The 19,395-nt window shown below is 67.9% G+C and carries 22 protein-coding genes and 1 tRNA gene; 16 read left to right on the top strand and 7 right to left on the bottom strand.

Annotated features, from left to right (window positions below):
- Positions 1–4 precede the first annotated feature (4 nt).
- Together ASG87_RS11550 and ASG87_RS11545 are read left to right on the top strand one after the other, a co-directional pair.
- Complete coding sequence (locus tag ASG87_RS11550; protein ID WP_056005022.1) at positions 5–646, top strand: methyltransferase domain-containing protein; 642 nt, start codon at positions 5–7, stop codon at positions 644–646.
- 81 nt (positions 647–727) lie between these two features.
- Entirely contained in the window at positions 728–1,558 is an 831-nt protein-coding gene (locus ASG87_RS11545; RefSeq protein ID WP_056005018.1) for an aldo/keto reductase, read from the top strand.
- A gap of 22 nt (positions 1,559–1,580) precedes the next feature.
- Here ASG87_RS11545 and aat read toward each other — a convergent pair whose 3' ends face one another.
- The 4 genes from aat to trxB are packed head-to-tail and all read right to left on the bottom strand — an operon-like array spanning position 1,581 to position 5,079.
- Positions 1,581–2,312: a leucyl/phenylalanyl-tRNA--protein transferase gene (gene aat / locus ASG87_RS11540; protein ID WP_056005016.1), complete on the bottom strand. Its 732-nt coding sequence runs from the start codon at positions 2,310–2,312 to the stop codon at positions 1,581–1,583.
- A complete protein-coding gene (locus ASG87_RS11535) occupies positions 2,309–3,454 on the bottom strand; it encodes a GNAT family N-acetyltransferase (protein WP_056005014.1) in 1,146 nt (381 codons plus the stop codon). The genes aat and ASG87_RS11535 overlap by 4 nt, the downstream gene beginning before the upstream one ends.
- 9 nt (positions 3,455–3,463) lie before the next feature.
- Positions 3,464–4,114 (bottom strand): DsbA family protein, encoded by a 651-nt coding sequence (locus tag ASG87_RS11530; protein ID WP_056005011.1) that lies wholly within the window; start codon positions 4,112–4,114, stop codon positions 3,464–3,466.
- Positions 4,114–5,079 (bottom strand): thioredoxin-disulfide reductase, encoded by a 966-nt coding sequence (trxB, locus tag ASG87_RS11525; RefSeq protein WP_056005009.1) that lies wholly within the window; start codon positions 5,077–5,079, stop codon positions 4,114–4,116. Before trxB ends, ASG87_RS11530 begins: the two co-directional genes overlap by 1 nt.
- A gap of 335 nt (positions 5,080–5,414) precedes the next feature.
- Between trxB and ASG87_RS11520 the strand changes: the two genes are divergently transcribed.
- From ASG87_RS11520 to ASG87_RS11510, 3 genes are all read left to right on the top strand, one after another.
- Entirely contained in the window at positions 5,415–7,694 is a 2,280-nt protein-coding gene (locus tag ASG87_RS11520) for a DNA translocase FtsK (protein ID WP_235499632.1), read from the top strand.
- Positions 7,695–8,307: 613 nt separating this feature from the next.
- Complete coding sequence (gene lolA / locus ASG87_RS11515; protein WP_056005005.1) at positions 8,308–8,970, top strand: outer membrane lipoprotein chaperone LolA; 663 nt, start codon at positions 8,308–8,310, stop codon at positions 8,968–8,970.
- Positions 8,971–8,977: 7 nt separating this feature from the next.
- The gene (locus ASG87_RS11510; protein ID WP_056005003.1) at positions 8,978–9,664 is read left to right on the top strand and encodes a YoaK family protein; all 687 of its coding nucleotides are present in this window, start codon (positions 8,978–8,980) and stop codon (positions 9,662–9,664) included.
- 80 nt (positions 9,665–9,744) lie between these two features.
- Here ASG87_RS11510 and ASG87_RS11505 read toward each other — a convergent pair whose 3' ends face one another.
- Complete coding sequence (locus tag ASG87_RS11505) at positions 9,745–10,356, bottom strand: hypothetical protein (protein ID WP_056005001.1); 612 nt, start codon at positions 10,354–10,356, stop codon at positions 9,745–9,747.
- Entirely contained in the window at positions 10,353–10,865 is a 513-nt protein-coding gene (locus ASG87_RS11500) for an RNA polymerase sigma factor (RefSeq protein ID WP_056004999.1), read from the bottom strand. The genes ASG87_RS11505 and ASG87_RS11500 overlap by 4 nt, the downstream gene beginning before the upstream one ends.
- 122 nt (positions 10,866–10,987) lie before the next feature.
- Between ASG87_RS11500 and ASG87_RS11495 the strand changes: the two genes are divergently transcribed.
- A complete protein-coding gene (locus ASG87_RS11495; protein ID WP_082582926.1) occupies positions 10,988–12,322 on the top strand; it encodes a replication-associated recombination protein A in 1,335 nt (444 codons plus the stop codon).
- A gap of 4 nt (positions 12,323–12,326) precedes the next feature.
- Here the strand turns inward: ASG87_RS11495 and ASG87_RS11490 are convergent, their stop codons facing one another.
- Positions 12,327–13,130, bottom strand: a complete 804-nt coding sequence (locus ASG87_RS11490; RefSeq protein ID WP_056004995.1) for a helix-turn-helix transcriptional regulator — start codon at positions 13,128–13,130, stop codon at positions 12,327–12,329.
- Between the two features lie 94 nt (positions 13,131–13,224).
- On the opposite strand from ASG87_RS11490, the gene ASG87_RS11485 reads away from it, so the two are divergent.
- The 10 genes from ASG87_RS11485 to ASG87_RS20150 all read left to right on the top strand — a co-directional run bounded on the left by ASG87_RS11485 (position 13,225) and on the right by ASG87_RS20150 (position 19,186).
- Positions 13,225–13,476 carry a hypothetical protein gene (locus ASG87_RS11485; RefSeq protein ID WP_056004993.1) on the top strand — a complete coding sequence of 84 codons (252 nt, stop codon included), beginning with the start codon at positions 13,225–13,227 and terminating at the stop codon, positions 13,474–13,476.
- A 159-nt stretch (positions 13,477–13,635) separates the two neighbouring features.
- Positions 13,636–14,916: a serine--tRNA ligase gene (gene serS / locus ASG87_RS11480; RefSeq protein WP_056004992.1), complete on the top strand. Its 1,281-nt coding sequence runs from the start codon at positions 13,636–13,638 to the stop codon at positions 14,914–14,916.
- The gene (locus ASG87_RS11475) at positions 14,916–15,305 is read left to right on the top strand and encodes an LrgA (RefSeq protein ID WP_235499631.1); all 390 of its coding nucleotides are present in this window, start codon (positions 14,916–14,918) and stop codon (positions 15,303–15,305) included. Before serS ends, ASG87_RS11475 begins: the two co-directional genes overlap by 1 nt.
- A 47-nt stretch (positions 15,306–15,352) precedes the next feature.
- Positions 15,353–15,442 (top strand) — tRNA-Ser (locus tag ASG87_RS11470).
- 87 nt (positions 15,443–15,529) lie between these two features.
- On the top strand, positions 15,530–15,916 hold the full coding sequence (locus ASG87_RS20160; protein WP_157511052.1) for a DUF6538 domain-containing protein: 387 nt from the start codon (positions 15,530–15,532) through the stop codon (positions 15,914–15,916).
- 96 nt (positions 15,917–16,012) lie between these two features.
- Complete coding sequence (locus ASG87_RS11465) at positions 16,013–16,513, top strand: site-specific integrase (RefSeq protein WP_056004988.1); 501 nt, start codon at positions 16,013–16,015, stop codon at positions 16,511–16,513.
- Positions 16,514–16,808: 295 nt separating this feature from the next.
- Entirely contained in the window at positions 16,809–17,837 is a 1,029-nt protein-coding gene (locus ASG87_RS11460; RefSeq protein WP_162258361.1) for a ketoacyl-ACP synthase III, read from the top strand.
- Positions 17,834–18,163 (top strand): hypothetical protein, encoded by a 330-nt coding sequence (locus tag ASG87_RS20155; protein WP_157511051.1) that lies wholly within the window; start codon positions 17,834–17,836, stop codon positions 18,161–18,163. Before ASG87_RS11460 ends, ASG87_RS20155 begins: the two co-directional genes overlap by 4 nt.
- Positions 18,164–18,299: 136 nt before the next feature.
- A complete protein-coding gene (locus tag ASG87_RS11450) occupies positions 18,300–18,560 on the top strand; it encodes an MbtH family NRPS accessory protein (protein ID WP_056005034.1) in 261 nt (86 codons plus the stop codon).
- Between the two features lie 251 nt (positions 18,561–18,811).
- Positions 18,812–19,186 (top strand): hypothetical protein, encoded by a 375-nt coding sequence (locus tag ASG87_RS20150; RefSeq protein WP_157511050.1) that lies wholly within the window; start codon positions 18,812–18,814, stop codon positions 19,184–19,186.
- The last annotated feature ends 209 nt before the right edge of the window (positions 19,187–19,395 follow it).

Raw genomic sequence — 19,395 nt, 5'->3', positions numbered from 1 at the left:
CGCCATGCCCGATCGCGGCGCGGAACGGGAGCGGTCGATCCTCGCCGCATGGCACGCCAATGCCTCGCCATGGACCGCGGCCGTGCGCGGACAGCGCATCGAAAGCCGTCGCCTGGTCACCGACCGGGCCATCGTCGATGCGGTGCTGGCACAGGCGCCGCACCGGGTGATCGACCTCGGCTGCGGCGAAGGCTGGCTGGTGCGCGCGCTGGCCGCGCGAGGCATCGACGCACTGGGGGTGGATGCGGTGGCGGCCCTGGTCGAGGCCGCCGCGGCGCAGGGCGGCGGCCGCTACCGCGCCGACGTGGTGGTGTGCAATTTCTCGCTGCTCGGCGCCGCCTCGGTCGATGCGCTGCTGCGCGCCGTGCCGGCGATGCTGGACGAGGGCGGCGTCTTGATCGTGCAGACCCTGCATCCGCTGACGGCCTGCGGCGAATTGCCCTACCGCGACGGCTGGCGCGAGGGTTCCTGGCAAGGCTGCGGCGAAGGTTTTGGCGACGCCGCGCCGTGGTATTTCCGCACGCTGGCCGGCTGGCTGTCGGCGTTCGCCGCGGCCGGCCTGCGGCTGCGGGGGCTGGCCGAGCCGGAACATCCGCACAGCGGCAGGCCGGCGTCGGTGATCTTCACCCTGGCGGTCGATGCGTGACGCGGCACGCGGCCGTCCCGCGCCCTTGATTGCCGACCGGACGCCACTATCCAGAGTCCTTCTCCTCCGAAGGACAACGGCATGACCCCGGCAATCCCCATGATGGAACTCAACGACGGCCGCCGCGCACCGCAATTCGGTTTCGGCGTGTGGCAGATCGACGATGCGCAGGCCGCCGGTGCGGTGGCGACCGCACTCGATGCCGGCTACCGCTCGATCGACACCGCCGCCATCTACGGCAACGAGCAGGGCGTGGGCGAAGGCATCGCCCGCAGCGGCGTCGCGCGGGGCGACGTCTACCTCACCACCAAGCTGTGGAATGCCGAGCAGGGCTTCGACAGCGCCTTGAAGGCGTTCGACGCCAGCCTCGCGCGGCTCGGCACCGATTACGTCGATCTCTATCTCATCCACTGGCCGGTGCCGTCGAAGGACCGCTACGTGGATACCTGGAAGGCGCTGATCCGCCTGCGCGAGGAAGGGCGCGCCAGGTCGATCGGCGTCTCGAATTTCCAGCCGGCGCACATCGAGCGGCTGCTGGCCGAGACCGGCGTGGCGCCGGCGGTGAACCAGATCGAGCTGCACCCGGACTTCGCCCAGCGCGACGTGGTGGCCTTCAACCGGCGCCACCATATCGTCAGCGAGGCCTGGAGCCCGCTCGGGCAGGGCGGCGAGCTGCTGCAGGCGCCGCTGCTGCTGGACCTGGCGCGCAGGCACGGCAAGAGCGCGGCCCAGGTGATCCTGCGCTGGCATGTCCAGCGCGGCCACATGGTGATCCCGAAATCGCAGACCCCCGCGCGCATCCGCTCGAACATCGAGGTATTCGATTTCGTGCTGGCGCCGGACGAGATGCGCGCCATCGACGGGCTGGACGCCGGCAACCGGCTGGGACCGAACCCGGATACGCTGGCCTGACGCCCCGGGCGAACGACGTCGATCAGCCGCGCTGGAGGAAGGCGGATGCCGGCAAGGTGCCGACGCTCCGCCAGGCCTGCGCATCGATCGCCAGCGCCGACAGCTCGCGCACCCGTTCCAGGAACACGCTGCGCGGCAGCTCGACCGCGCCCAGCGACAGCAGGTGCGGGTTGCCGACCTGGGCGTCGATCAGCGGGCAGCCCCAGCCGCGCAGCAACTGCGCCAGCGCGACGAGGGCCAGCTTGGAGCCGCCGCTCTGCGCGCTGAACATCGACTCGCCGCAGAACAGCCGGCCCACCGCGAGGCCGTAGACCCCGCCCACCAGCGCCCCGCGTTCGTGCACCTCGACGCTGTGCGCATGGCCCTGCCGGTGCAGCGCGGTGTACGCCTCGATCATCGCCGGGCTGATCCAGGTGCCGGGCTGGCCGGGGCGTGGGGCGGCGCAGGCTTCCATCACGCCGCGGAAATCGCCGTCCACGGTCACCTGCCAGTCCTTGCCGGCCAGTGCGCGGCGCAGGCTGCGGTTGGGCTTGAGCCGGTCGGTATGGAATACGCAGCGCGGGTCGGGCGACCACCACAGGATCGGCTCGTCTTCGCTGAACCAGGGAAAGATGCCTTGCCGGTAGGCGGCGAGCAGGCGCTGCGGCGACAGGTCGCCGCCGAACGCCAGCAGGCCGTTCGGTTCGGCCAGCGCGTCGCGCGGGTCGGGAAAGCGTTCCGGCGTGCCGGCATCGAGCAGCGGAAGGCGGATCACCGTTCGCCACCGTCGCGGCGGGCATACGGGTCGTGGCGGGCGAGGTCGGCGGCGTAGGCGTCGATCGCTTCGGCCTCGTGGACCAGCGCCTGGCGCACCGCGGCGCGGAAACCCTCGTCCACCAGGTAGTGCCGCGAGTGCGTGCGGACCGGCAGGAAGCCGCGCGCCAGCTTGTGCTCGCCCTGCGCGCCGGGCTCGAAGCGCTGCAGGCCGCGGGCTATCGCGTACTCGATGCCGCAGTAGTAGCACAGCTCGAAGTGCAGCCCCGGCACCTCGACCGCGGCGCCCCAGTAGCGGCCGTACAGCGTGTCGCCGCCCTGCACGAACAGCGCCATCGCGACGATCTCGCCATCGCGCCGGGCCAGCGCGAGCTGCACGGCGTCGCCCATCTCGCCGAGCCGGCTGAAGAAGGCCGCGGTGAGCGCCGCGTGGTTGCCCTTGGCGTCGAAGGTGGCGGCATACAGGGCATGCACCCGGCGCCATTCGCCCAGGTGCAGGCTGGCCCCGTCGCGCATCTCGATGGCCAGCCCGCTGGCGGCGACCTGCGCGCGCTCGTGGCGGATGTTCTTGCGCTTCTTGTGGTTCAGCGCGGCCAGGAAATCGGCGAAGTCGCGGTAGCCCCGGTTGGGCCAGTGGAACTGCACGTCCGAGCGCGCCAGCCAGTCGTCGTCGAAGGCGTCCGGCTCGGTGCCGGACAGGAAGTTGGCGTGCACCGAGGACAGCCCCAGCCGCCCGGCCTCGCCGCGCATGGCCTCCACCAGGGCGCTCTGCAGCACCGGCGCCTGCTCGCCGTGGCCGGCCAGCAGGCGCGGCCCGGTCACGGGCGAGTAGGGCACCGCGTTGAGCAGCTTCGGGTAGTAGTCGCCGCCGGCGCGCTCCCAGGCGCTGGCCCAGCTCCAGTCGAACACGAACTCGCCGTGCGAATTGCCCTTCAGGTACAGCGGCGCGGCGGCGAGCAGGCGGTCGCGCTCGTACAGGCCGAGGTGGTGCGCCTGCCAGCCCCAGTCGGGGCGGATGCAGCCGCCGCGTTCGAGCGCATGCAGGAAGGCGTGCGACACGAACGGGTTGGCGTCCGGCCGCAGGGCGTCCCAGTCGGCTGCGGGCAATTCGCTGATGCGGGAGTGGAAGCGCGCTTCGATCACGCGGAGAGGTTAATGCAGCGCTGGCAGCAATGCCGCCAGCCGGGCGACGAAGGCATCCGGCTGGCCGTAGTGGTGATGGTGCGGCAGCACCTGGCGCTGCCCCTGCCGTTCCAGCACCAGGGTGGGGAAACCCTGGCCGCCCACCTCGGACAGCAGGCGGCGGCTGTCCTGCACGTGCTCGTACAGGGTCGTGCCGCTGATCTCGGCGAAGCCGAGGCCGAAGCGTCCGCCGTCCAGCCCGACCTGTTCGGCCAGCTCGCCGAGCACGGCCGGCTCGGCCACGCGCAGGCCGCGCAGGTAGTGTGCGTTCTGGATCGCCGTCAGCATCGGATAGGCCAGCGCGGGGTCCATCGCCTGCGCGGCGAGCACGGCGGCGATCGGCGGCAGCGAATGCAGCACGGTGTCCGGCGCGGCGAGCAGCCCTTCCACGTAGGGCTGGCCGAACGGCTGGCCGCTGTACTGCGCGATGCGCCGGTCGGCCTGCACGATGTGCTGCGCCAGTTCCGGGTCCAGCCGGCGCGGCTCGGCGAACAGGCCGCCGCCGTGCAGCTCGAGCCGCAGGCGGCCGCCCAGCTTCTCCAGCGCCGCACCCACCAACGGCTGGGCGGCGTAGCACCAGCCGCACAGCGGGTCGTGGATGTAGTGCAGCGTGGCCTGCATCAGCCGACCGGGGTCTGCTGGTCGAGCCAGCGCTCGGCGTCCAGCGCGGCCATGCAGCCGAAGCCGGCCGAGGTGATCGCCTGGCGGTAGACGTGGTCGGCCACGTCGCCGGCGGCGAACACGCCCGGCACCGAGGTCATCGTCGCCATGCCGTTCTGGCCGCTGTGGATCTTGATGTAGCCATCGTGCATGTCGAGCTGGCCCTCGAAGATGCCGGTGTTCGGCGTGTGGCCGATCGCCACGAAGAAACCGGTGGCCTCGATCTCGCGGGTGGCGCCGGAGTTGACGTCCTTCACGCGCACGCCGGTGACGCCGGAATCGTCGCCCAGCACCTCGTCGATGGTGCTGTTCCACACCAGCTCGATCTTGCCGGCGGCGGCCTTCTCGAACAGCTTGTCCTGCATGATCTTCTCGGCGCGCAGCTTGTCGCGGCGATGCACCAGGTAGACCTTGCTGGCGATGTTGGACAGGTACAGAGCCTCTTCCACGGCGGTGTTGCCGCCGCCGATCACCACCACCACCTGCTCGCGGAAGAAGAAGCCGTCGCAGGTGGCGCAGGCGGACACGCCCTTGCCCTTGAACTTCTCCTCGCTGGCGATGCCGAGGTACTTGGCGGTGGCGCCGGTGGTGATGATCAGGGCGTCGGCGGTGTATTCGCCCGAGTCGCCCTTGAGCCGGAACGGGCGCTGCTTCAGGTCGGCCGTGTGGATGTGGTCGAACACCATCTCGGTATGGAAGCGCTCGGCGTGCTCGGCCATGCGCTGCATCAGCGCCGGTCCCTGCAGGCCTTCGACGTCGCCCGGCCAGTTGTCCACGTCGGTGGTGGTCATGAGCTGGCCGCCCTGCTGCAGGCCGGTGATCAGGGTCGGCTTGAGGTTGGCGCGGGCGGCGTACACCGCGGCGGTGTAGCCGGCGGGACCGGAGCCGAGGATCAGCAGGCGGCTGTGTTTGGCGGTGACGCTCATGGTGTTAATCCTTGGAGTTGCTGCGGCATGGAAGGTGTTTCGCCGTACCCGGCGCGGCGGTTTCGCGGCCGCGGCAAGGAACCGGGCCGCCAGGTTGACCCGGAAGAGTGGGGGACCGTGCGGCATGATTCAAGCGGCCCGGGCCGGATTCAAGCCGGCCGGGCCGGCCGGTTTTCGGCGCCAGTGCAGGCGCCGCGCGGGCTGCGCCGTGCCGCCGGCCGGCCAACCTTCTGAAGCGCCGGCCGCCTGTGTAGACTTGCCCGATAGCATCGACCAGGAAGCGGATCACGGTGGCGCGTAGCGCGAACGTCAAGAAAGAAAAGGAAAAGGCGGCCATGAGCGACGAGCTCAGGCGGCGCCTGCGCGAAGCGGGCGCGCTGCTGCTGCTGCCGCTGGCGCTGTACCTGCTGGTCTGCCTGTTCAGCTACAACGACCAGGATCCGAGCTGGGGCCACGTGGGCACGGCCGAGCATGCGCGCAACTTCGGCGGCGCGGTGGGCGCGAACATCGCCAACCTGCTGCGCTACATCTTCGGACTGGTCTCGTACTGCTTCCCGCTGCTGCTCCTGCTGCTGGGCGTGCAGGTGCTGCGCCAGCACGGCGAGCGGGCGGTGCATCCGTGGGAGCCGTCGCTGCGGCTGATCGGCTTCGTGTTCTTCTTCATCACGGCGCCGGCGCTGCTCTACCTCAATTTCCACGAGCCGGTGCTGCCGCAGGGCGTCGGCGGCATCATCGGGCTGTGGGTGGGCGACGGCCTGCTGCGCGCGTTCGGCGAGAAGGGCGCGCCGCTGTTGCTGCTGGCGTTGTTCCTGATCGCAGTGACGCTGGCGACCGGGCTGTCGTGGTTCAAGGTGATGGACTGGACCGGGCAGGGCGTGCTGAAGCTCGCCGGCTGGTTCGGCGGCAAGCTGCGCGAGGCGCCCGAGGCGCTGGCCGCGCGGCAGGCGCGGGTCGAGCGCGAGGTGGTCAAGAAGGCCGACGCGGTCAGGCAGGCCAAGCGCGAGCCGGTTCGCATCGAGGCGCCCTCGGCGCCGGTGGCGAAGAGCGAGCGCGCCCGAGTGGAGACGCAGATCCCGCTGTTCGTCGGCGCCTCGCAACCGGGCGAACTGCCGCCGCTGTCGCTGCTGGACGAGGCACCGGAGCAGGGGCCGGGCTATTCGGAAGAAACGCTGGAAGTGCTGTCGCGCCAGGTCGAGCTGAAGCTCAAGGATTTCCGCATCGAGGCCAAGGTGGTGGGCGTGTATCCCGGCCCGGTGATCACCCGCTTCGAGCTGGAGCCGGCCGCCGGCGTGCGCGGCTCGCAGGTGTCCAGCCTGGACAAGGACATCGCGCGCGGGCTGTCGGTGGTGAGCGTGCGCGTGGTCGACGTGATCCCGGGCAAGAACGTGATCGGCCTGGAGATCCCCAACACGCGCAAGCAGATCGTCTACCTCTCCGAGATCCTGCGCTCGGACAAGTACGACCAGACCAAGTCGCCGCTGGCGCTGGCGCTGGGCAAGGACATCGGCGGCAAGCCGGTGGTGACGGATCTCGCCAAGATGCCGCACCTGCTGGTGGCCGGCACCACCGGCTCAGGCAAGTCGGTGGCGGTGAACGCGATGGTGCTTTCGCTGCTGTACAAGGCCAGCGCGAAAGACGTGCGGATGATCATGATCGACCCGAAGATGCTGGAGCTTTCGGTGTACGAGGGCATCCCGCACCTGCTGGCGCCGGTGGTCACCGACATGAAGGAGGCCGCCAACGCGCTGCGCTGGTGCGTGGCCGAGATGGAGCGCCGCTACAAGCTGATGGCCGCGGTGGGTGTGCGCAACCTGGGCGGCTTCAACAAGAAGGTGAAGGAGGCGGAGAACGCCGGCCAGCCGCTGCTGGACCCGCTGTTCCGCCCCAACCCGGAGATGCCGAACCTCGCCGCGGAGCCGCTGGAGCCGCTGCCGTATATCGTGATCATCATCGACGAGTTCGCCGACATGATGATGATCGTCGGCAAGAAGGTGGAGGAGCTGATCGCCCGCCTGGCGCAGAAGGCGCGCGCCGCCGGCGTGCACCTGGTGCTCGCCACGCAGCGCCCGTCGGTGGACGTGATCACCGGCCTGATCAAGGCCAACATCCCCACCCGCATCGCGTTCCAGGTGTCGAGCAAGATCGACTCGCGCACGATCCTCGACCAGTCCGGCGCCGAAGCGCTGCTCGGCCACGGCGACATGCTCTACCTGCCGCCCGGCACCGCCACGCCCGAGCGCGTGCACGGCGCCTTCGTGGACGACCACGAGGTGCACAACGTGGTGAACTGGCTGAAGGCGCAGGGCGCGCCGCAGTACATCGAGGGCGTGCTGGAGGAAGTGCAGGCAACGTCGGATGGCAAGTTCATCAACGACTCCGGCCTGCCGCAGGACGGCGAGGAAGGCGGCGACGCCGATACCCAGCTCTACGACAAGGCGGTGGCGATCGTCACCCAGACCCGCCGCGCCTCGATCTCCGGCGTGCAGCGCCACCTGCGCATCGGCTACAACCGCGCCGCGCGGCTGATCGAGCAGATGGAGCAGGACGGGGTGGTCAGCGCGCCCCAGCACAACGGCAACCGCGAAGTGCTGGCGCCGCCGCCGCCGAAGCATTGAGCGGTGCGGCCGGGCCAAGCCGGCGACGCCAGCGGCAGTGGCCTGGGAGGCTGTACCTGATCTCCGGGCATCGCCGCATGAAACGTCATCCCAGCGGCTTTCAGCGGTCGCAGGGCCGGTCGGGCTGGGACGCTTTCGACGGCCGAAGGGCGGGTCGTCCAGTGTCGTTGTAGTTTTTCGGGGAAACAGTCACTGGATGACCCGCCCTTCGGCTGTTGAAAAGCGCTTCCTGCCTTCGCAGGAATGACGCTCCCATGGGAGGTGCGCGTCCATGGGAGATGCGCGGAGATAAAGTCTCTCAGGCCGGCTCACGATCTCTGCGTGGGTCCAGCTACCTGCTCGTCATTCCTGCGAAAGCAGGAATCCAGCGTCTTTGAGTTCCTGGAATATCCAGTCGCTGGACGACCCGGCCCTTCGGCCGTCGAAGGCGCCTCCCGCTTTTGCACGAATGACGAACTCGTAGCCGCTCCCTTGGGATTCCGGCCCGCCGCGAGCAGCCTCCACTCGTTCCACGCGGGCTGCGGGCCATCGCGGGAGCGGCTTCCACTAAACTAGCCGCCGTTAAGCGATGCGGACCCACACTGCGCCGCCACCCCACCCATCGGGACACTCCATGAAACGCCTTCGCTTCCTTACCGTCGTCGCCCTGTTCGGCTTGTCGCTGGGCGGCGTCGCCCAGGCCGCCGGCCCGGCCCGCACCCGGCTGGACGCGTTCGCCAATGGCCTGCACTCGCTGACCGGCCGCTTCGCCCAGACGCTCACCGACGTCAACGGCGGCGGCGCCAAGGCCAGTTCCGGCACGCTGGCGTTGCAGGCGCCGCGGCAGTTCCGCTGGGAGACCACCGCGCCGTACAAGCAGACCATCGTCGCCGACGGCAGCCGCGTATGGCTGTACGACCCGGCGCTGGAGCAGGTCACCGTGCGCGTGCAGAGCGCCGAGGAGGCGCACAGCCCGCTCACCGTGATCACCGACGTCAAGCAACTGGACCGGAACTTCAAGACCGCCGAGCAGGGCGAGCGCGACGGCCTGGTGTGGCTGCGGCTCACCTCCACCGCCAAGGACCCGCAGTTCGACTACGCCGACCTCGGCTTCGACGCCAACGGCCTGGCGCGGATGACCTTCCGCGACCAGCTCGGCGCCACCACCGACATCCGTTTCAGCGGCTGGCAGCGCAATCCCGAGATCCCGCCTGCCACCTTCGACTTCGTGCCGCCGCAGGGCGCCGACGTGATCGGCGACCTGCCGGTGATGACCACCCAGCCGCTGAAGGACTGATCCGGCCATGCCCGTGCTGCGCCAGTTGCCGCGCTGGGCGTGGATCGGCGGCGGCGCGCTGGCCTTCGTCGCCGGCCTGGTCAATGCGGCCGGCTACATGGGCTTTCGCCACCAGTCGATCACCAACCTGACCGGCTCGACCACCTTGCTCGGCATCTCGCTGGGTACCGCCGACAACGCCGAGGCGCTGCACTGGGCGCTGTCGCTGCTGGCCTTCGTGGTCGGCGCGATGCTGAGCGGCGCGATCGTGCAGAAAAGCACGCTCAAGCTCGGCCGCCCCTACGGCATGGCGCTGGTGCTCGAATCGCTGCTGCTGTTCGCCGCCGTGCCGTTGCTGGACCGCGAATGGTCGGCCGGGCTGTGGCTGGCCTCGGCGGCCTGCGGCCTGCAGAACGGCATGGTCAGCACCTATAGCGGCATGGTGTTCCGCACCACCCACGTCTCGGGCATGTTCACCGACCTGGGCATCTATCTCGGCCATCGCCTGCGCGGGCTGGAGGTGGACACCTTGCGCGTGCGCGTGTGCGTGCTGGTGATCGGCGCCTTCATGCTCGGCGGCGTGGCCGGTGCGGTCCTGTTCGGGCGGTTGCAGGAACACACCCTGCTGATCCCGGCCGCGCTGACCGGCCTGTGCGGCCTGGGCTACGCGCTCTACAGCCAGCGCGGGGAAGTGCCGGCCAACGGCGGATCCTGAGCGTCCGCGCCGGCCGGAGCCATGGATGGATTCGCGTAACGGTCATCCGCACCGCCCGCGAATCCACCCCTCGCACGGCTTCACACGGGCGTTTCCCCGCCGCCTGCCGCCTGCATGCCGTCGAGCATCCCGCGCAGGGCGGCCTCCTCCGCGCGCAGCCGTTCGGGCCAGTGCCGCGGCCCTTGTACGAAGCCCCAGACGCAGAAGAGCAGGCCGCCCGACACGAACAGCCAGCTCACGCCGGGCTGCGGCGAGACGCGCGGGACGAGCGCGCAGGCCAGTCCCAGCCCGAACGGCAACCAGAAGCGCCAGCGCAGCGAGCGGTGGTAGGCGACCTCGCGTTGCAGGCGTCGCAGGCAGGCTTGCAGGCGGGCCTGCAGCGGCACGTCGCCGGCACCGTCTGCGGCACCGCGCAGCGGCCACAGGCCGGCGATGCAGGCGACCATCGCGGCGCCCCACAGCAGCAGGGCCAGCCGCATGCCGATCCAGACGCCGGGCAGCAGCCACAGCACCGCCAGCATGCCCAGCGCGAGGCCGAATGCGATGGCGCCGAAGACCGCCCGCAGCAGGCTCTGGCGGCGGTACGCCCGGCCCCGCGCCCGCGCTTCGCGGGCCATCGCTTCCAGCGACTCCCCGGTCGGCGCGGCGGCGACGCTCGCGTTCCAGGCCTGTTTCAGGTTCTCGATGTTCATGGCTGCTCCTCGATGTAGTCGCGGTTGAAACGCTGCTTGATCCGGTTGAGGCGGATGCCCACGGCATTGACGTTCAGGCCGGTGACCCGGGCGATCTCGGCGTAGGGCAGGTCGTCCAGCGCCAGCATCAGCACGGCGCGGTCGATCGGGCCCAGGCTGGACAGGAAGGCGTCGAGCAACGCGTCTGGGTCGCGCGGGTCGCCGGCGCTGGCCGGCGCCAGGGCGAGCAGTTGCCCGTGTTCCATCGCATGCAGGGCCGGCTGGCTGTAGCGCCTGCGCAGCAGGCCCAGCGCCGTGTCGAGCGCGATCCGGTAGATCCAGCTCGCCGCCGGCGAGCGCCCGTCGAAGCCGGGCAGGGCGCGCCAGACCTGCGCCAGGATCTCCTGCAGCAGGTCCTCGTGCTCGCCGGGAGATGCGTAGCTGCGCGCGATCCGCCGCAGGCGGCCGTAATTGGCCTCGAGCAGCTCGCCGAAGCGGGCGTCCAGTCCGTCGTCGCGCCTTTCCCGCATCGATTTCCCCGTGGTCGTGCCGGCCGCCCGCCGCGGGCGCCCCTCGATCCTTAAGTTGCGCGGGAGGGCGGAAACTTTCGGAACGCCATGCAGCCCCGCCGTCAACTGTCTATCATGCCCCGATGGCCTTACCTCCATCCCCCGGGCTGTTCCCCGATCCCGATTCCGATGCGCTCAAGCCCCTGGCCGAGCGCATGCGCCCGCGCGGCTTCGACGAGATCGTCGGCCAGCCGCGCCTGACCGCGGCCGGCTCGGCGCTGCGCCGCGCGCTGGAGGCGGGCAAGGTGCACTCGATGGTGCTGTGGGGGCCGCCCGGCTGCGGCAAGACCACGCTGGCGCTGCTGGTGGCGCGCTATGCCGACGCCGATTTCCGCGCGATCTCCGCCGTGCTCTCCGGCCTGCCGGACGTGCGCAAGGCGCTGGCCGAGGCGGAGGCGAACTTCGCCCGCGGGCGGCGCACCGTGCTGTTCGTGGACGAGGTGCACCGCTTCAACAAGGCGCAGCAGGACGCCTTCCTGCCGCACATCGAGCGCGGCGTGATCGTGTTCGTGGGCGCCACCACCGAGAACCCGTCGTTCGAACTCAATTCCGCCTTGCTCTCGCGCTGCCGCGTGCACGTGCTGGAAGCGGTGTCGGGCGAGGCCATCGTCGCCGCGCTGGAACGCGCGCTGGCCGACGAGGAGCGCGGCCTGGGCCGGCTCCAGCTATCCGTCGCCCCCGAATCGCTGCGCCTGATCGCGCAGGCGGCCGACGGCGACGTGCGCCGCGCGCTGACCCTGCTGGAGATCGCCGCCGAACTCGCCGACGACGGACGCATCGACGAGGCCACGCTGACCCAGGTGCTGGCCGACCGCACGCGCCGCTTCGACAAGGGCGGCGAGCAGTTCTACGACCAGATCTCGGCGTTGCACAAATCCGTGCGTTCCTCCGATCCCGATGCCGCGGTGTACTGGCTCAGCCGCATGCTCGACGGCGGCGTCGATCCGCTGTACCTGGCGCGGCGCATGACGCGGATGGCGGTGGAGGACATCGGCCTGGCCGAGCCGCGCGCGTGGCGCATGGCGCTGGACGCATGGGATACCTACGAGCGCCTCGGCAGCCCGGAAGGCGAGCTGGGCCTGGCCCAGCTCGCGATCTGGCTGGCGATCGCGCCGAAGAGCAATGCCGCCTACATGGCCTACAACCAGGCCCGCGCGGCGATCCGCAAGACCGGCACGCTGGAGGTGCCGATGCACCTGCGCAACGCCCCGACCAAGCTGATGAAGGGCCTGGGCTACGGCAAGGACTACCAGTACGACCACGACGCCGAGGGCGGCATCGCGCTCGACCAGCAATGCCTGCCCGACGCGCTCGACGGCACCGAGTTCTACCAGCCGGTGGAGCGCGGGCTGGAGCTGAAGCTGCGCGAGAAGCTGACCAGCCTGCGCGCCGCGCGCCGCGCCGCGCGCGGTAAATAGGGCGCTACGCGGCCGTGCCGGCGGGCGTTGTCGCCTCGCCGGCGAAATACCTGGCCGGCGTCGTCCCCAGCGTGCGCCTGAACATGTCGATGAAGGCGCTGGCGTTCGCGTAGCCCAGGTCGAGCGCGACGGCGGTCACGGCCCGGCCGGATGCCAGCAATTCCAGCGCGCGCAGCAGCCTGGCGCGCTGGCGCCATTCGTTGAAGCCGAAGCCGGTCTCCTCGGCGAAGTGCCGCGCCAGCGACCGCACAGACAGGCCGGCCACCTTCGCCCAGTCTTCCTGGCGGCGAGGATCGGCCAGGTCGTCCAGCAGCATCCGGGTGACACGCTGCAGGCGCGCATCGGCGGGCATCGGCAGGCCCAGCGGTTCGCGCGGCATGCCGCGTATCTCGTCCAGGATCACGCCGGCGAGGCGGCGCTGCGCGGGACCAAGCGCGCCCGCGGGCCAGCCCGATGCGCGGCCGACCGCTTCGCGCAGCAGGCCCGACATGCGCATGGTGCATGGCCTGGCCGGAAGCAGCCCGCAGGCCGGTTCGGCGACATAGACGCTCCAGCCGGAAAACGGGCCGTGCGAGCGCAACCCGTGGCGATGATGCGGCGGAATCCATACGGCGTGGATGGCCGGCACCACCCACTGGCCGGCTTCCATGTCCACCGAGAGCAGGCCGTGCAGCGCGCCGAGCAACTGGCCGCGGGCATGGCTGTGGCCGGGCGTGGTGCGCGCGGCGTCTTCCCGCCGGACGACCGCGATCAGCAGCGGGTCGTCCGCGGCTTGCGCGAGCGACGGGGAAAGCATGTACCCGGACATGGCCGAAACGCCGTATTGGTTGGCCTGGATGCCGCAGGATAACGGCCGCTTCCGGCCTAGGCTATCGCCGCGACTTCCCACTGGAGTTTTCCCAATGCGAGCCGAAGAACTGCTTCCCGACGACGTCAACCAGGGCGATTTCAACGGCGTGACCGTCCGCAAGGGATCGGTCGGCGCCTTCCTGTCCAACGCGCGTGTGCTCGCCGATCCCGCGTCGTCGCCGGAAGCGCGCGCCACCGCCGAGCGCGACATCGTCGACCTGCTCCCGGCCTTGCGCGCACTGGGATTGTTCGACGCGTTCGCCATCCGCGACGACGCCTTGCGGTCCTTCGTCGAGTCGCATTGAACGGGCGCCTTGCCGGATGTGGCTCGGGCGGGCAAGCCTGCCTGCGCGAGCCAGGGAAGGCCGCGGCGAGGCGAAGCCCCGGCCGGCGGGCGCTCGCATTGCGGCCACAGCCGCCCGACGGCGATAATTCCCGGTCCAAGCCTTCACCGGACCTCGACCATGCTGGATCCCGCACTGCTGCGCTCGCGCCTCGCCGAAACCGCCGCCCGCCTGATGGAGACGCGCGGCTATGCGCTCGACGTCTCCGCCGTCGAGGCGCTGGAAAGCGAGCGCAAGCAGTTGTCCACCGAGACCCAGGACCTGCAGAACCTGCGCAACACGCGCTCCAAGGCGATCGGCCAGGCCAAGGCCAAGGGCGAGGACGTGGCGCCGCTGATGGCCGAGGTGGCCGGCATCGGCGACAGGCTCAAGGCCAACGAGCAGGCGCTGGCCGAGGTGCAGGCGAAGCTGGCCGACATCGCGCTGGGCATCCCCAACATCCCGCACGCTTCGGTGCCGGTCGGCAAGGACGAGAACGACAACCGGGAAATCAGCCGCTGGGGCACGCCCCGCGCGTTCGATTTCGCGGTGAAGGACCACGTCGAGCTGGGCGAGCGGCACGGCTGGCTCGACAGCGACGCCGGCGCCAAGCTGTCCGGCGCGCGCTTCACCGTGCTGCGCGGCCAGCTCGCCCACCTGCACCGCGCGCTCGCCCAGTTCATGCTCGACCTGCACACCGGCGAGCACGGCTATCTCGAATGCAACGTGCCGCTGCTGGTCAACGCCGACAGCATGCAAGGCACCGGCCAGTTGCCGAAGTTCGAGGAAGACCTGTTCGCCACCGAGGTCGGCGAGTCGCGGCGCTACCTGATCCCCACCGCCGAGGTATCGCTGACCAACCTGGTGCGCGACACCATCCAGGAAGCCGGCGCCCTGCCGCTGCGGCTCACCGCGCATACGCCGTGCTTCCGCGCCGAGGCCGGCAGCTACGGCCGCGACACCCGCGGCATGATCCGCCAGCACCAGTTCGAGAAGGTCGAGATGGTGCAGATCGCCACGGCCGAGCAGTCGCACGCACAACTGGAGGAAATGGTCGGCCACGCCGAGACCGTGCTGCAGAAGCTCGGCCTGCCGTACCGCAAGCTGCTGCTGTGCACCGGCGACATGGGCTTCGGCGCCGCCAAGACCTACGACCTGGAAGTGTGGCTGCCCAGCCAGAACACCTACCGCGAGATCTCCTCGTGCTCCAACTGCGAGGACTTCCAGGCGCGCCGCATGCAGGCCCGCGTGCGCAACCCGGAAACCGGCAAGCCCGAGCTGGTGCATACCCTCAACGGCTCCGGCCTCGCCGTCGGCCGCACCCTGGTCGCGGTGATGGAAAACTTCCAGAACGCCGACGGTTCGATCGACGTACCCGAAGTGCTGCGTCCCTACCTGCGCGGCTTGGACCGCATCGCCTGATGCACGCCGCCTCGCCGATGCCCGCGCAAGGCGCCTGGGCCAAGGTCGAAATCACCACCAGCTATTTCCTGCTGGTGGTGCTCGCCTCGGTCATCGGCACCCGGCTCGGTTTTGCCGGCGTGTGGAAACTGCCCACGCCCGACCTGGTGCTGAGCAGCATCGCCCTGGTACTCGTGCTGGGCAGCTTCTGGTTCGCCCGCCAGCGCCGCAGTTGGCGCATCGCCATTATCGCCTTCGCCGCCGCGACCCAGCTCGTGCCGATGGTGATCCGCGAACCGGTACTCCTGCTGCCCCTGCTCGGCGCTCTGGTTCCCGTCGCGATCCTGCTCGGCTGCGTGTTCGCCCTCTCGAAAAAGGGCAGCCACACCCGTCCGCACCGACGTTCCTGATAAACTGCCCGCGTTGTGCACAGCCCGCAGCGATTGCGCGAAAACCCGGAGAGATGGCCGAGCGGTTTAAGGCAGCAGTCTTGAAAACTGCCGTAGGTGCAAGCCTACCGTGGGTTCGAATCCCACTCTCTCCGCCAGTACTGCGAAGCCCCTGTTTTTACAGGGGTTTTTGCTTTTCTGAGGAAGGGCTTGTCGCTCCACATATCGCTCCACAGCGAGCCGATATGCGTATTCCCAACTATCTCCGGTTGGCACCCTCAGGCATCTGGCACTTCCGGCAAAGAATTCCATCACGTCAGACCCGCAAGGCGGGTAAGCACGAGGTCACTCGAAGCCTTCGCACACGGGATTTGTTGACCGCACAGCAACGTGCGCTGATTCTCGTCCAGGCGTATGCTCAAGCCACCACAGTCAGGGGGCTGAGTGTGTCTGTAGCTAGGGATGGTCTACTTTCGGCCGACGAAATCGCCAGGGCGATTGCCTTGGGATATAAGGTCATCCGCCATCCAGATGGCACCGTCGAAATTGAAGCCAAAGGCAAGGCTGACCATGGCTTTGCGATGGATGCGGTTGACCACATCGGACGGCTAGACCAGGAACCGTATTATTAAGAACTCATGCGCTCCGCTCAGGCCGCTGAGTCTCAACGGGTTCTTCCAGCTTCTGACCCTGCATCGAAGATTCCGGTCATCCAGATAGGGAAGGCCGTGACGCAGTGGCTAGCTGAGATCAAATCCAGCACCCGCCCCAAGACCTTCAAGATCAAGACCACGGCTGTTGAGGGCTTCGCTCGCCACTATGGCGAGAAAAGCTCACTCAAGGATGCTGGCCGCATTGACGTGGGTAACTGGGTTCAGGCCTTGAGGGCAGGTGGCCTGCAAACCCCCACCATCGTTAACAAATGCTCATATCTCAGGGGTTTCTTCGATTGGGCCAAGGTGCGGGGGTACTACCCACCCTTCGCCAAGGACGAGAATCCCGCGTCCGGCCAAGTCGTGTATGGCACCCGCGAGAAGCGCAAGCGCAGGGCGCTGGGCTTCAAGCCCTTCACCAACGAACAGATCCAGGCCTTGTATGACGCCAAGGCGATGGAAGCCGGGTTGAGTGAGTCGGCCCGTTGGGGCGCATGGGTAGGTCTGTATACGGGAGCGAGGGTTGCCGAAGTTGGGCAGCTCACTTTGGCTGACTTCACGAGGATCCGCCCATGACCTTGTATCGGCCTGACGCTTCCTCAGCAGGAACGACCTGGCGGTCGCAGGTTCCCCCGGGGGATCGAGGCCGGACCCCAATTTAGAATTCGCGTGGACAGGGTCACGATCCGTCGGTAACATGCCTTGGCATCAGCTCCAATGATTCATGCTCGTGATTGTTGGTTTGTCCCTGGGGGGGGAACTGGATTGATTGTTGCCAACGCCAACGGACAGGGCGGAAGGGAAGCCAGGCCTGAGCAGGCTTGTTTGGCACCGACCTATCGAAATGAGACAGCCATACGGGATGGCGCGCATGCTCGCCGTTGACCCCCCGTTGGTCCGAGAGGCTGCTGCCAGACCGGAGTTCGGGATTCGTGCAATCGGCAACTATTTGCCCAGCGGTCGGATCGATTGTGAAGCCTTGGCGCGTCGACTCGACGTTTCGGATTACACCCTGCGCTCCAAGATCGGCTTTGATTCACTGGCTCAGAAGTCCGGGGACGAGGACACTTCCGACATGGCGGTGGCAGCCATCCGCGACTTGCTGGACAGGGTCGATGTCCAGCCTACAGAGATCGATTGTCTAGCCGTAGTTACCCAGAATCCTGACAATTTCGGGATTCCTCAGGTTTCCGCTCTGGTACATGGCAAGCTGGACTGGCCAGAAACGGTGGCCGCATTCGACATTTCCCTCGGCTGCTCTGGTTACGTGTACGCCCTGGCCATCGTCAGCGGCTTCCTGCTGGCACAAAACGGTCGACGTGGTGTGCTGGTCACCGCCGATCCATACAGCAAGATTGTCGATCCCGAAGATCGAGGCACTGCCCTGATCTTCGGCGATGCCGCTACCGCGACCTTGATTGAGCGCGGTGCGCCATGGCGAATCGGAGCTTCCGACTTCGGTACAGCCGGGAGCATGTCGGCCAGCCTGGCCGTGGACGGCCAACGTCGATTCCGCATGCACGGTAAAGACGTGGCGCGGTTCTGTATGCGTGCCATACCGCGCAGCATCGGGCGGACGTTGAGCAAGAACGGCCTGTCAATCGATCAGATCGGTATGGTGGTGCTACACCAAGGCAGTCGATTCATAGTCGACGGTATTGCCAGCGAACTGGGAGCTACCGGAAAAACCCCTTTCAGTGCGGTCACCATCGGAAATACCTCCTCGTCGTCCATTCCATTGGCATTGAGCGGCCTGCTTGACGAGGCGGACGAACAGTCGACCGATACTTTCGTTCTATCCAGTTTCGGTGTTGGCATGTCTTGGGCCTCGACCGTCATCAAGCGGCACAGAGGGGACAGTCCAAACGATCGCGCTACACCTCTCGGAGGAAGGCTATGAGCAAAACACTTGGTTTATATTGCAAGGCATACTACCTTCGTGACCTGAGGGGATTTCCGAACTGGCACGAGTGCGCAGACCAGGCGCGACCGGTCTCGGAATCGGTAAAAACGCCGAGACAGCTCGATGCAGATTCGATCGTGTACCTGCAGGCCGATCATTCGGTGACTGATGGGATTTTCATGGGAGAGCACGTGCTGTTTCCCGGCACGGCAGCGGGATGGCGCCAGTTTTGTGAGGAGACGCTGGGTTTTGCTGTGCCCGAAGACGTCCTCGAGGCGGAAAGGCAGGTCCAGAAGGATCTCGAAGCCTTGCAGGTTGCCTGAAAAAAATTCCCCGAGCGTCGCGGGCCCAACGGGGCGGCCTGCGGAAGGGGAGTTGTCGTTGATGCTGCGGTTGCATGCTTCATGGGCCGCGAGGCTTGAGTTGCCCGCGAGGGTCAGGAAACGAGTGGGGGAGATCATGGCTATTGATCAAGAAGAAGATTTGCGCGACTACAACGTCGTCGTGAATCACGAAGAGCAGTATTCGATCTGGTTCAAGGATCGGGAAATTCCCGCAGGATGGCATATCGTAGACATCCCGGCCGACTGGTGGCATGCGTATCAGGAGCAGCATGCGAATGTGCGCGGGCCGCATGCCAAACAGGTATGCCTTGACTACATCGAAGTCATCTGGACTGACATGCGGCCGCTGAGTCTGCGGCGCGCGATGGATGCCTGATTCCTGGTCGGGCCCAGGGGAGCCGTAGTGTTTTGTGCCTTGCGGTGCGATGGGTTCACGATCGAGCAGAGAGCAACGCGCACATAGCGGACCGTTTTCCGGACCGGGGGTCCATGTGCCATGACCCGCCGCCCGCCAATGCCGAGCGACCCGTCGTGGCGAGGATGGAAAAGATCGTGCCGTTGTTGGGGTTTGTAGGCTGATGGAATTGACGTAGGCGGGAGGGTTTGGACCGCCGGGGGCTGGAGCAGATGCCATGCATCTACTTTCTGCGGCAAGGGAGCGAGCTGTACGGTTCGGTGGAAAAACTGTACGGCCTGCGGGGGCTGTATCGATTCGAGAGCTTCGGTTCGGGCGGAGAAGACGCTCCGAGCGAGAACATGAGTGTGCAAGTTCCGGCAATCTGGGCATCACGGTCGCTGCTGCGGCGGCCTGATGAAGGGCCGGAACGGTGCACGCTGTCTGGAGTGCTGCGTGGCCAAGGGGGCAGCCAATGGAATGTTGGGGTGAAGGCGCACATCGGCCTATACAGTCGAGCCAGGCAGATTCGCTCTGTCGTCGTCGCAACGACGAATGTGCACGATTCGCAGATATCCGGCGATCTCCTGCGCGGTCAGGAGACGTAGTTCTGGAGCAACCAGATTCAAAGTGGCCACGGCAAGTCGATCGCCCAAGCGATGCCGTGTGCGAAGGGCTTTGTGCACAGTGCGCGACAGCACAATGCGCCGCGATCTTTCGCCACGAATGGGCCGGCAAGTTCATGCTGGGTTCGGCGAGCGTGGTTTCGTCCGAAACGGGGCATTGCGCCCGGGTCCCTTCGAAAAGGCGGAAGGTG

The organism is Frateuria sp. Soil773 (genome assembly GCF_001428405.1).
Lineage (GTDB): Bacteria > Pseudomonadota > Gammaproteobacteria > Xanthomonadales > Rhodanobacteraceae > LMSL01.
This window is presented reverse-complemented; position numbering and strand designations above follow the sequence as displayed.

What these genes read in the sequence shown, in the direction of transcription:
- ASG87_RS11550 (WP_056005022.1), top strand. Translation starts at nt 5, where the DNA reads ATGCCCGATCGCGGCGCGGAACGGGAGCGGTCGATCCTCGCCGCATGG.
- ASG87_RS11545 (WP_056005018.1), top strand. Translation starts at nt 728, where the DNA reads ATGACCCCGGCAATCCCCATGATGGAACTCAACGACGGCCGCCGCGCA.
- ASG87_RS11530 (WP_056005011.1), bottom strand. Translation starts at nt 4,114, where the DNA reads ATGCAGGCCACGCTGCACTACATCCACGACCCGCTGTGCGGCTGGTGC.
- trxB (WP_056005009.1), bottom strand. Translation starts at nt 5,079, where the DNA reads ATGAGCGTCACCGCCAAACACAGCCGCCTGCTGATCCTCGGCTCCGGT.
- ASG87_RS11520 (WP_235499632.1), top strand. Translation starts at nt 5,415, where the DNA reads ATGAGCGACGAGCTCAGGCGGCGCCTGCGCGAAGCGGGCGCGCTGCTG.
- lolA (WP_056005005.1), top strand. Translation starts at nt 8,308, where the DNA reads ATGAAACGCCTTCGCTTCCTTACCGTCGTCGCCCTGTTCGGCTTGTCG.
- ASG87_RS11510 (WP_056005003.1), top strand. Translation starts at nt 8,978, where the DNA reads ATGCCCGTGCTGCGCCAGTTGCCGCGCTGGGCGTGGATCGGCGGCGGC.
- ASG87_RS11505 (WP_056005001.1), bottom strand. Translation starts at nt 10,356, where the DNA reads ATGAACATCGAGAACCTGAAACAGGCCTGGAACGCGAGCGTCGCCGCC.
- ASG87_RS11500 (WP_056004999.1), bottom strand. Translation starts at nt 10,865, where the DNA reads ATGCGGGAAAGGCGCGACGACGGACTGGACGCCCGCTTCGGCGAGCTG.
- ASG87_RS11495 (WP_082582926.1), top strand. Translation starts at nt 10,988, where the DNA reads ATGGCCTTACCTCCATCCCCCGGGCTGTTCCCCGATCCCGATTCCGAT.
- ASG87_RS11490 (WP_056004995.1), bottom strand. Translation starts at nt 13,130, where the DNA reads ATGTCCGGGTACATGCTTTCCCCGTCGCTCGCGCAAGCCGCGGACGAC.
- ASG87_RS11485 (WP_056004993.1), top strand. Translation starts at nt 13,225, where the DNA reads ATGCGAGCCGAAGAACTGCTTCCCGACGACGTCAACCAGGGCGATTTC.
- serS (WP_056004992.1), top strand. Translation starts at nt 13,636, where the DNA reads ATGCTGGATCCCGCACTGCTGCGCTCGCGCCTCGCCGAAACCGCCGCC.
- ASG87_RS11475 (WP_235499631.1), top strand. Translation starts at nt 14,916, where the DNA reads ATGCACGCCGCCTCGCCGATGCCCGCGCAAGGCGCCTGGGCCAAGGTC.
- ASG87_RS20160 (WP_157511052.1), top strand. Translation starts at nt 15,530, where the DNA reads ATGCGTATTCCCAACTATCTCCGGTTGGCACCCTCAGGCATCTGGCAC.
- ASG87_RS11460 (WP_162258361.1), top strand. Translation starts at nt 16,809, where the DNA reads ATGCTCGCCGTTGACCCCCCGTTGGTCCGAGAGGCTGCTGCCAGACCG.
- ASG87_RS20155 (WP_157511051.1), top strand. Translation starts at nt 17,834, where the DNA reads ATGAGCAAAACACTTGGTTTATATTGCAAGGCATACTACCTTCGTGAC.
- ASG87_RS11450 (WP_056005034.1), top strand. Translation starts at nt 18,300, where the DNA reads ATGGCTATTGATCAAGAAGAAGATTTGCGCGACTACAACGTCGTCGTG.
- ASG87_RS20150 (WP_157511050.1), top strand. Translation starts at nt 18,812, where the DNA reads ATGCCATGCATCTACTTTCTGCGGCAAGGGAGCGAGCTGTACGGTTCG.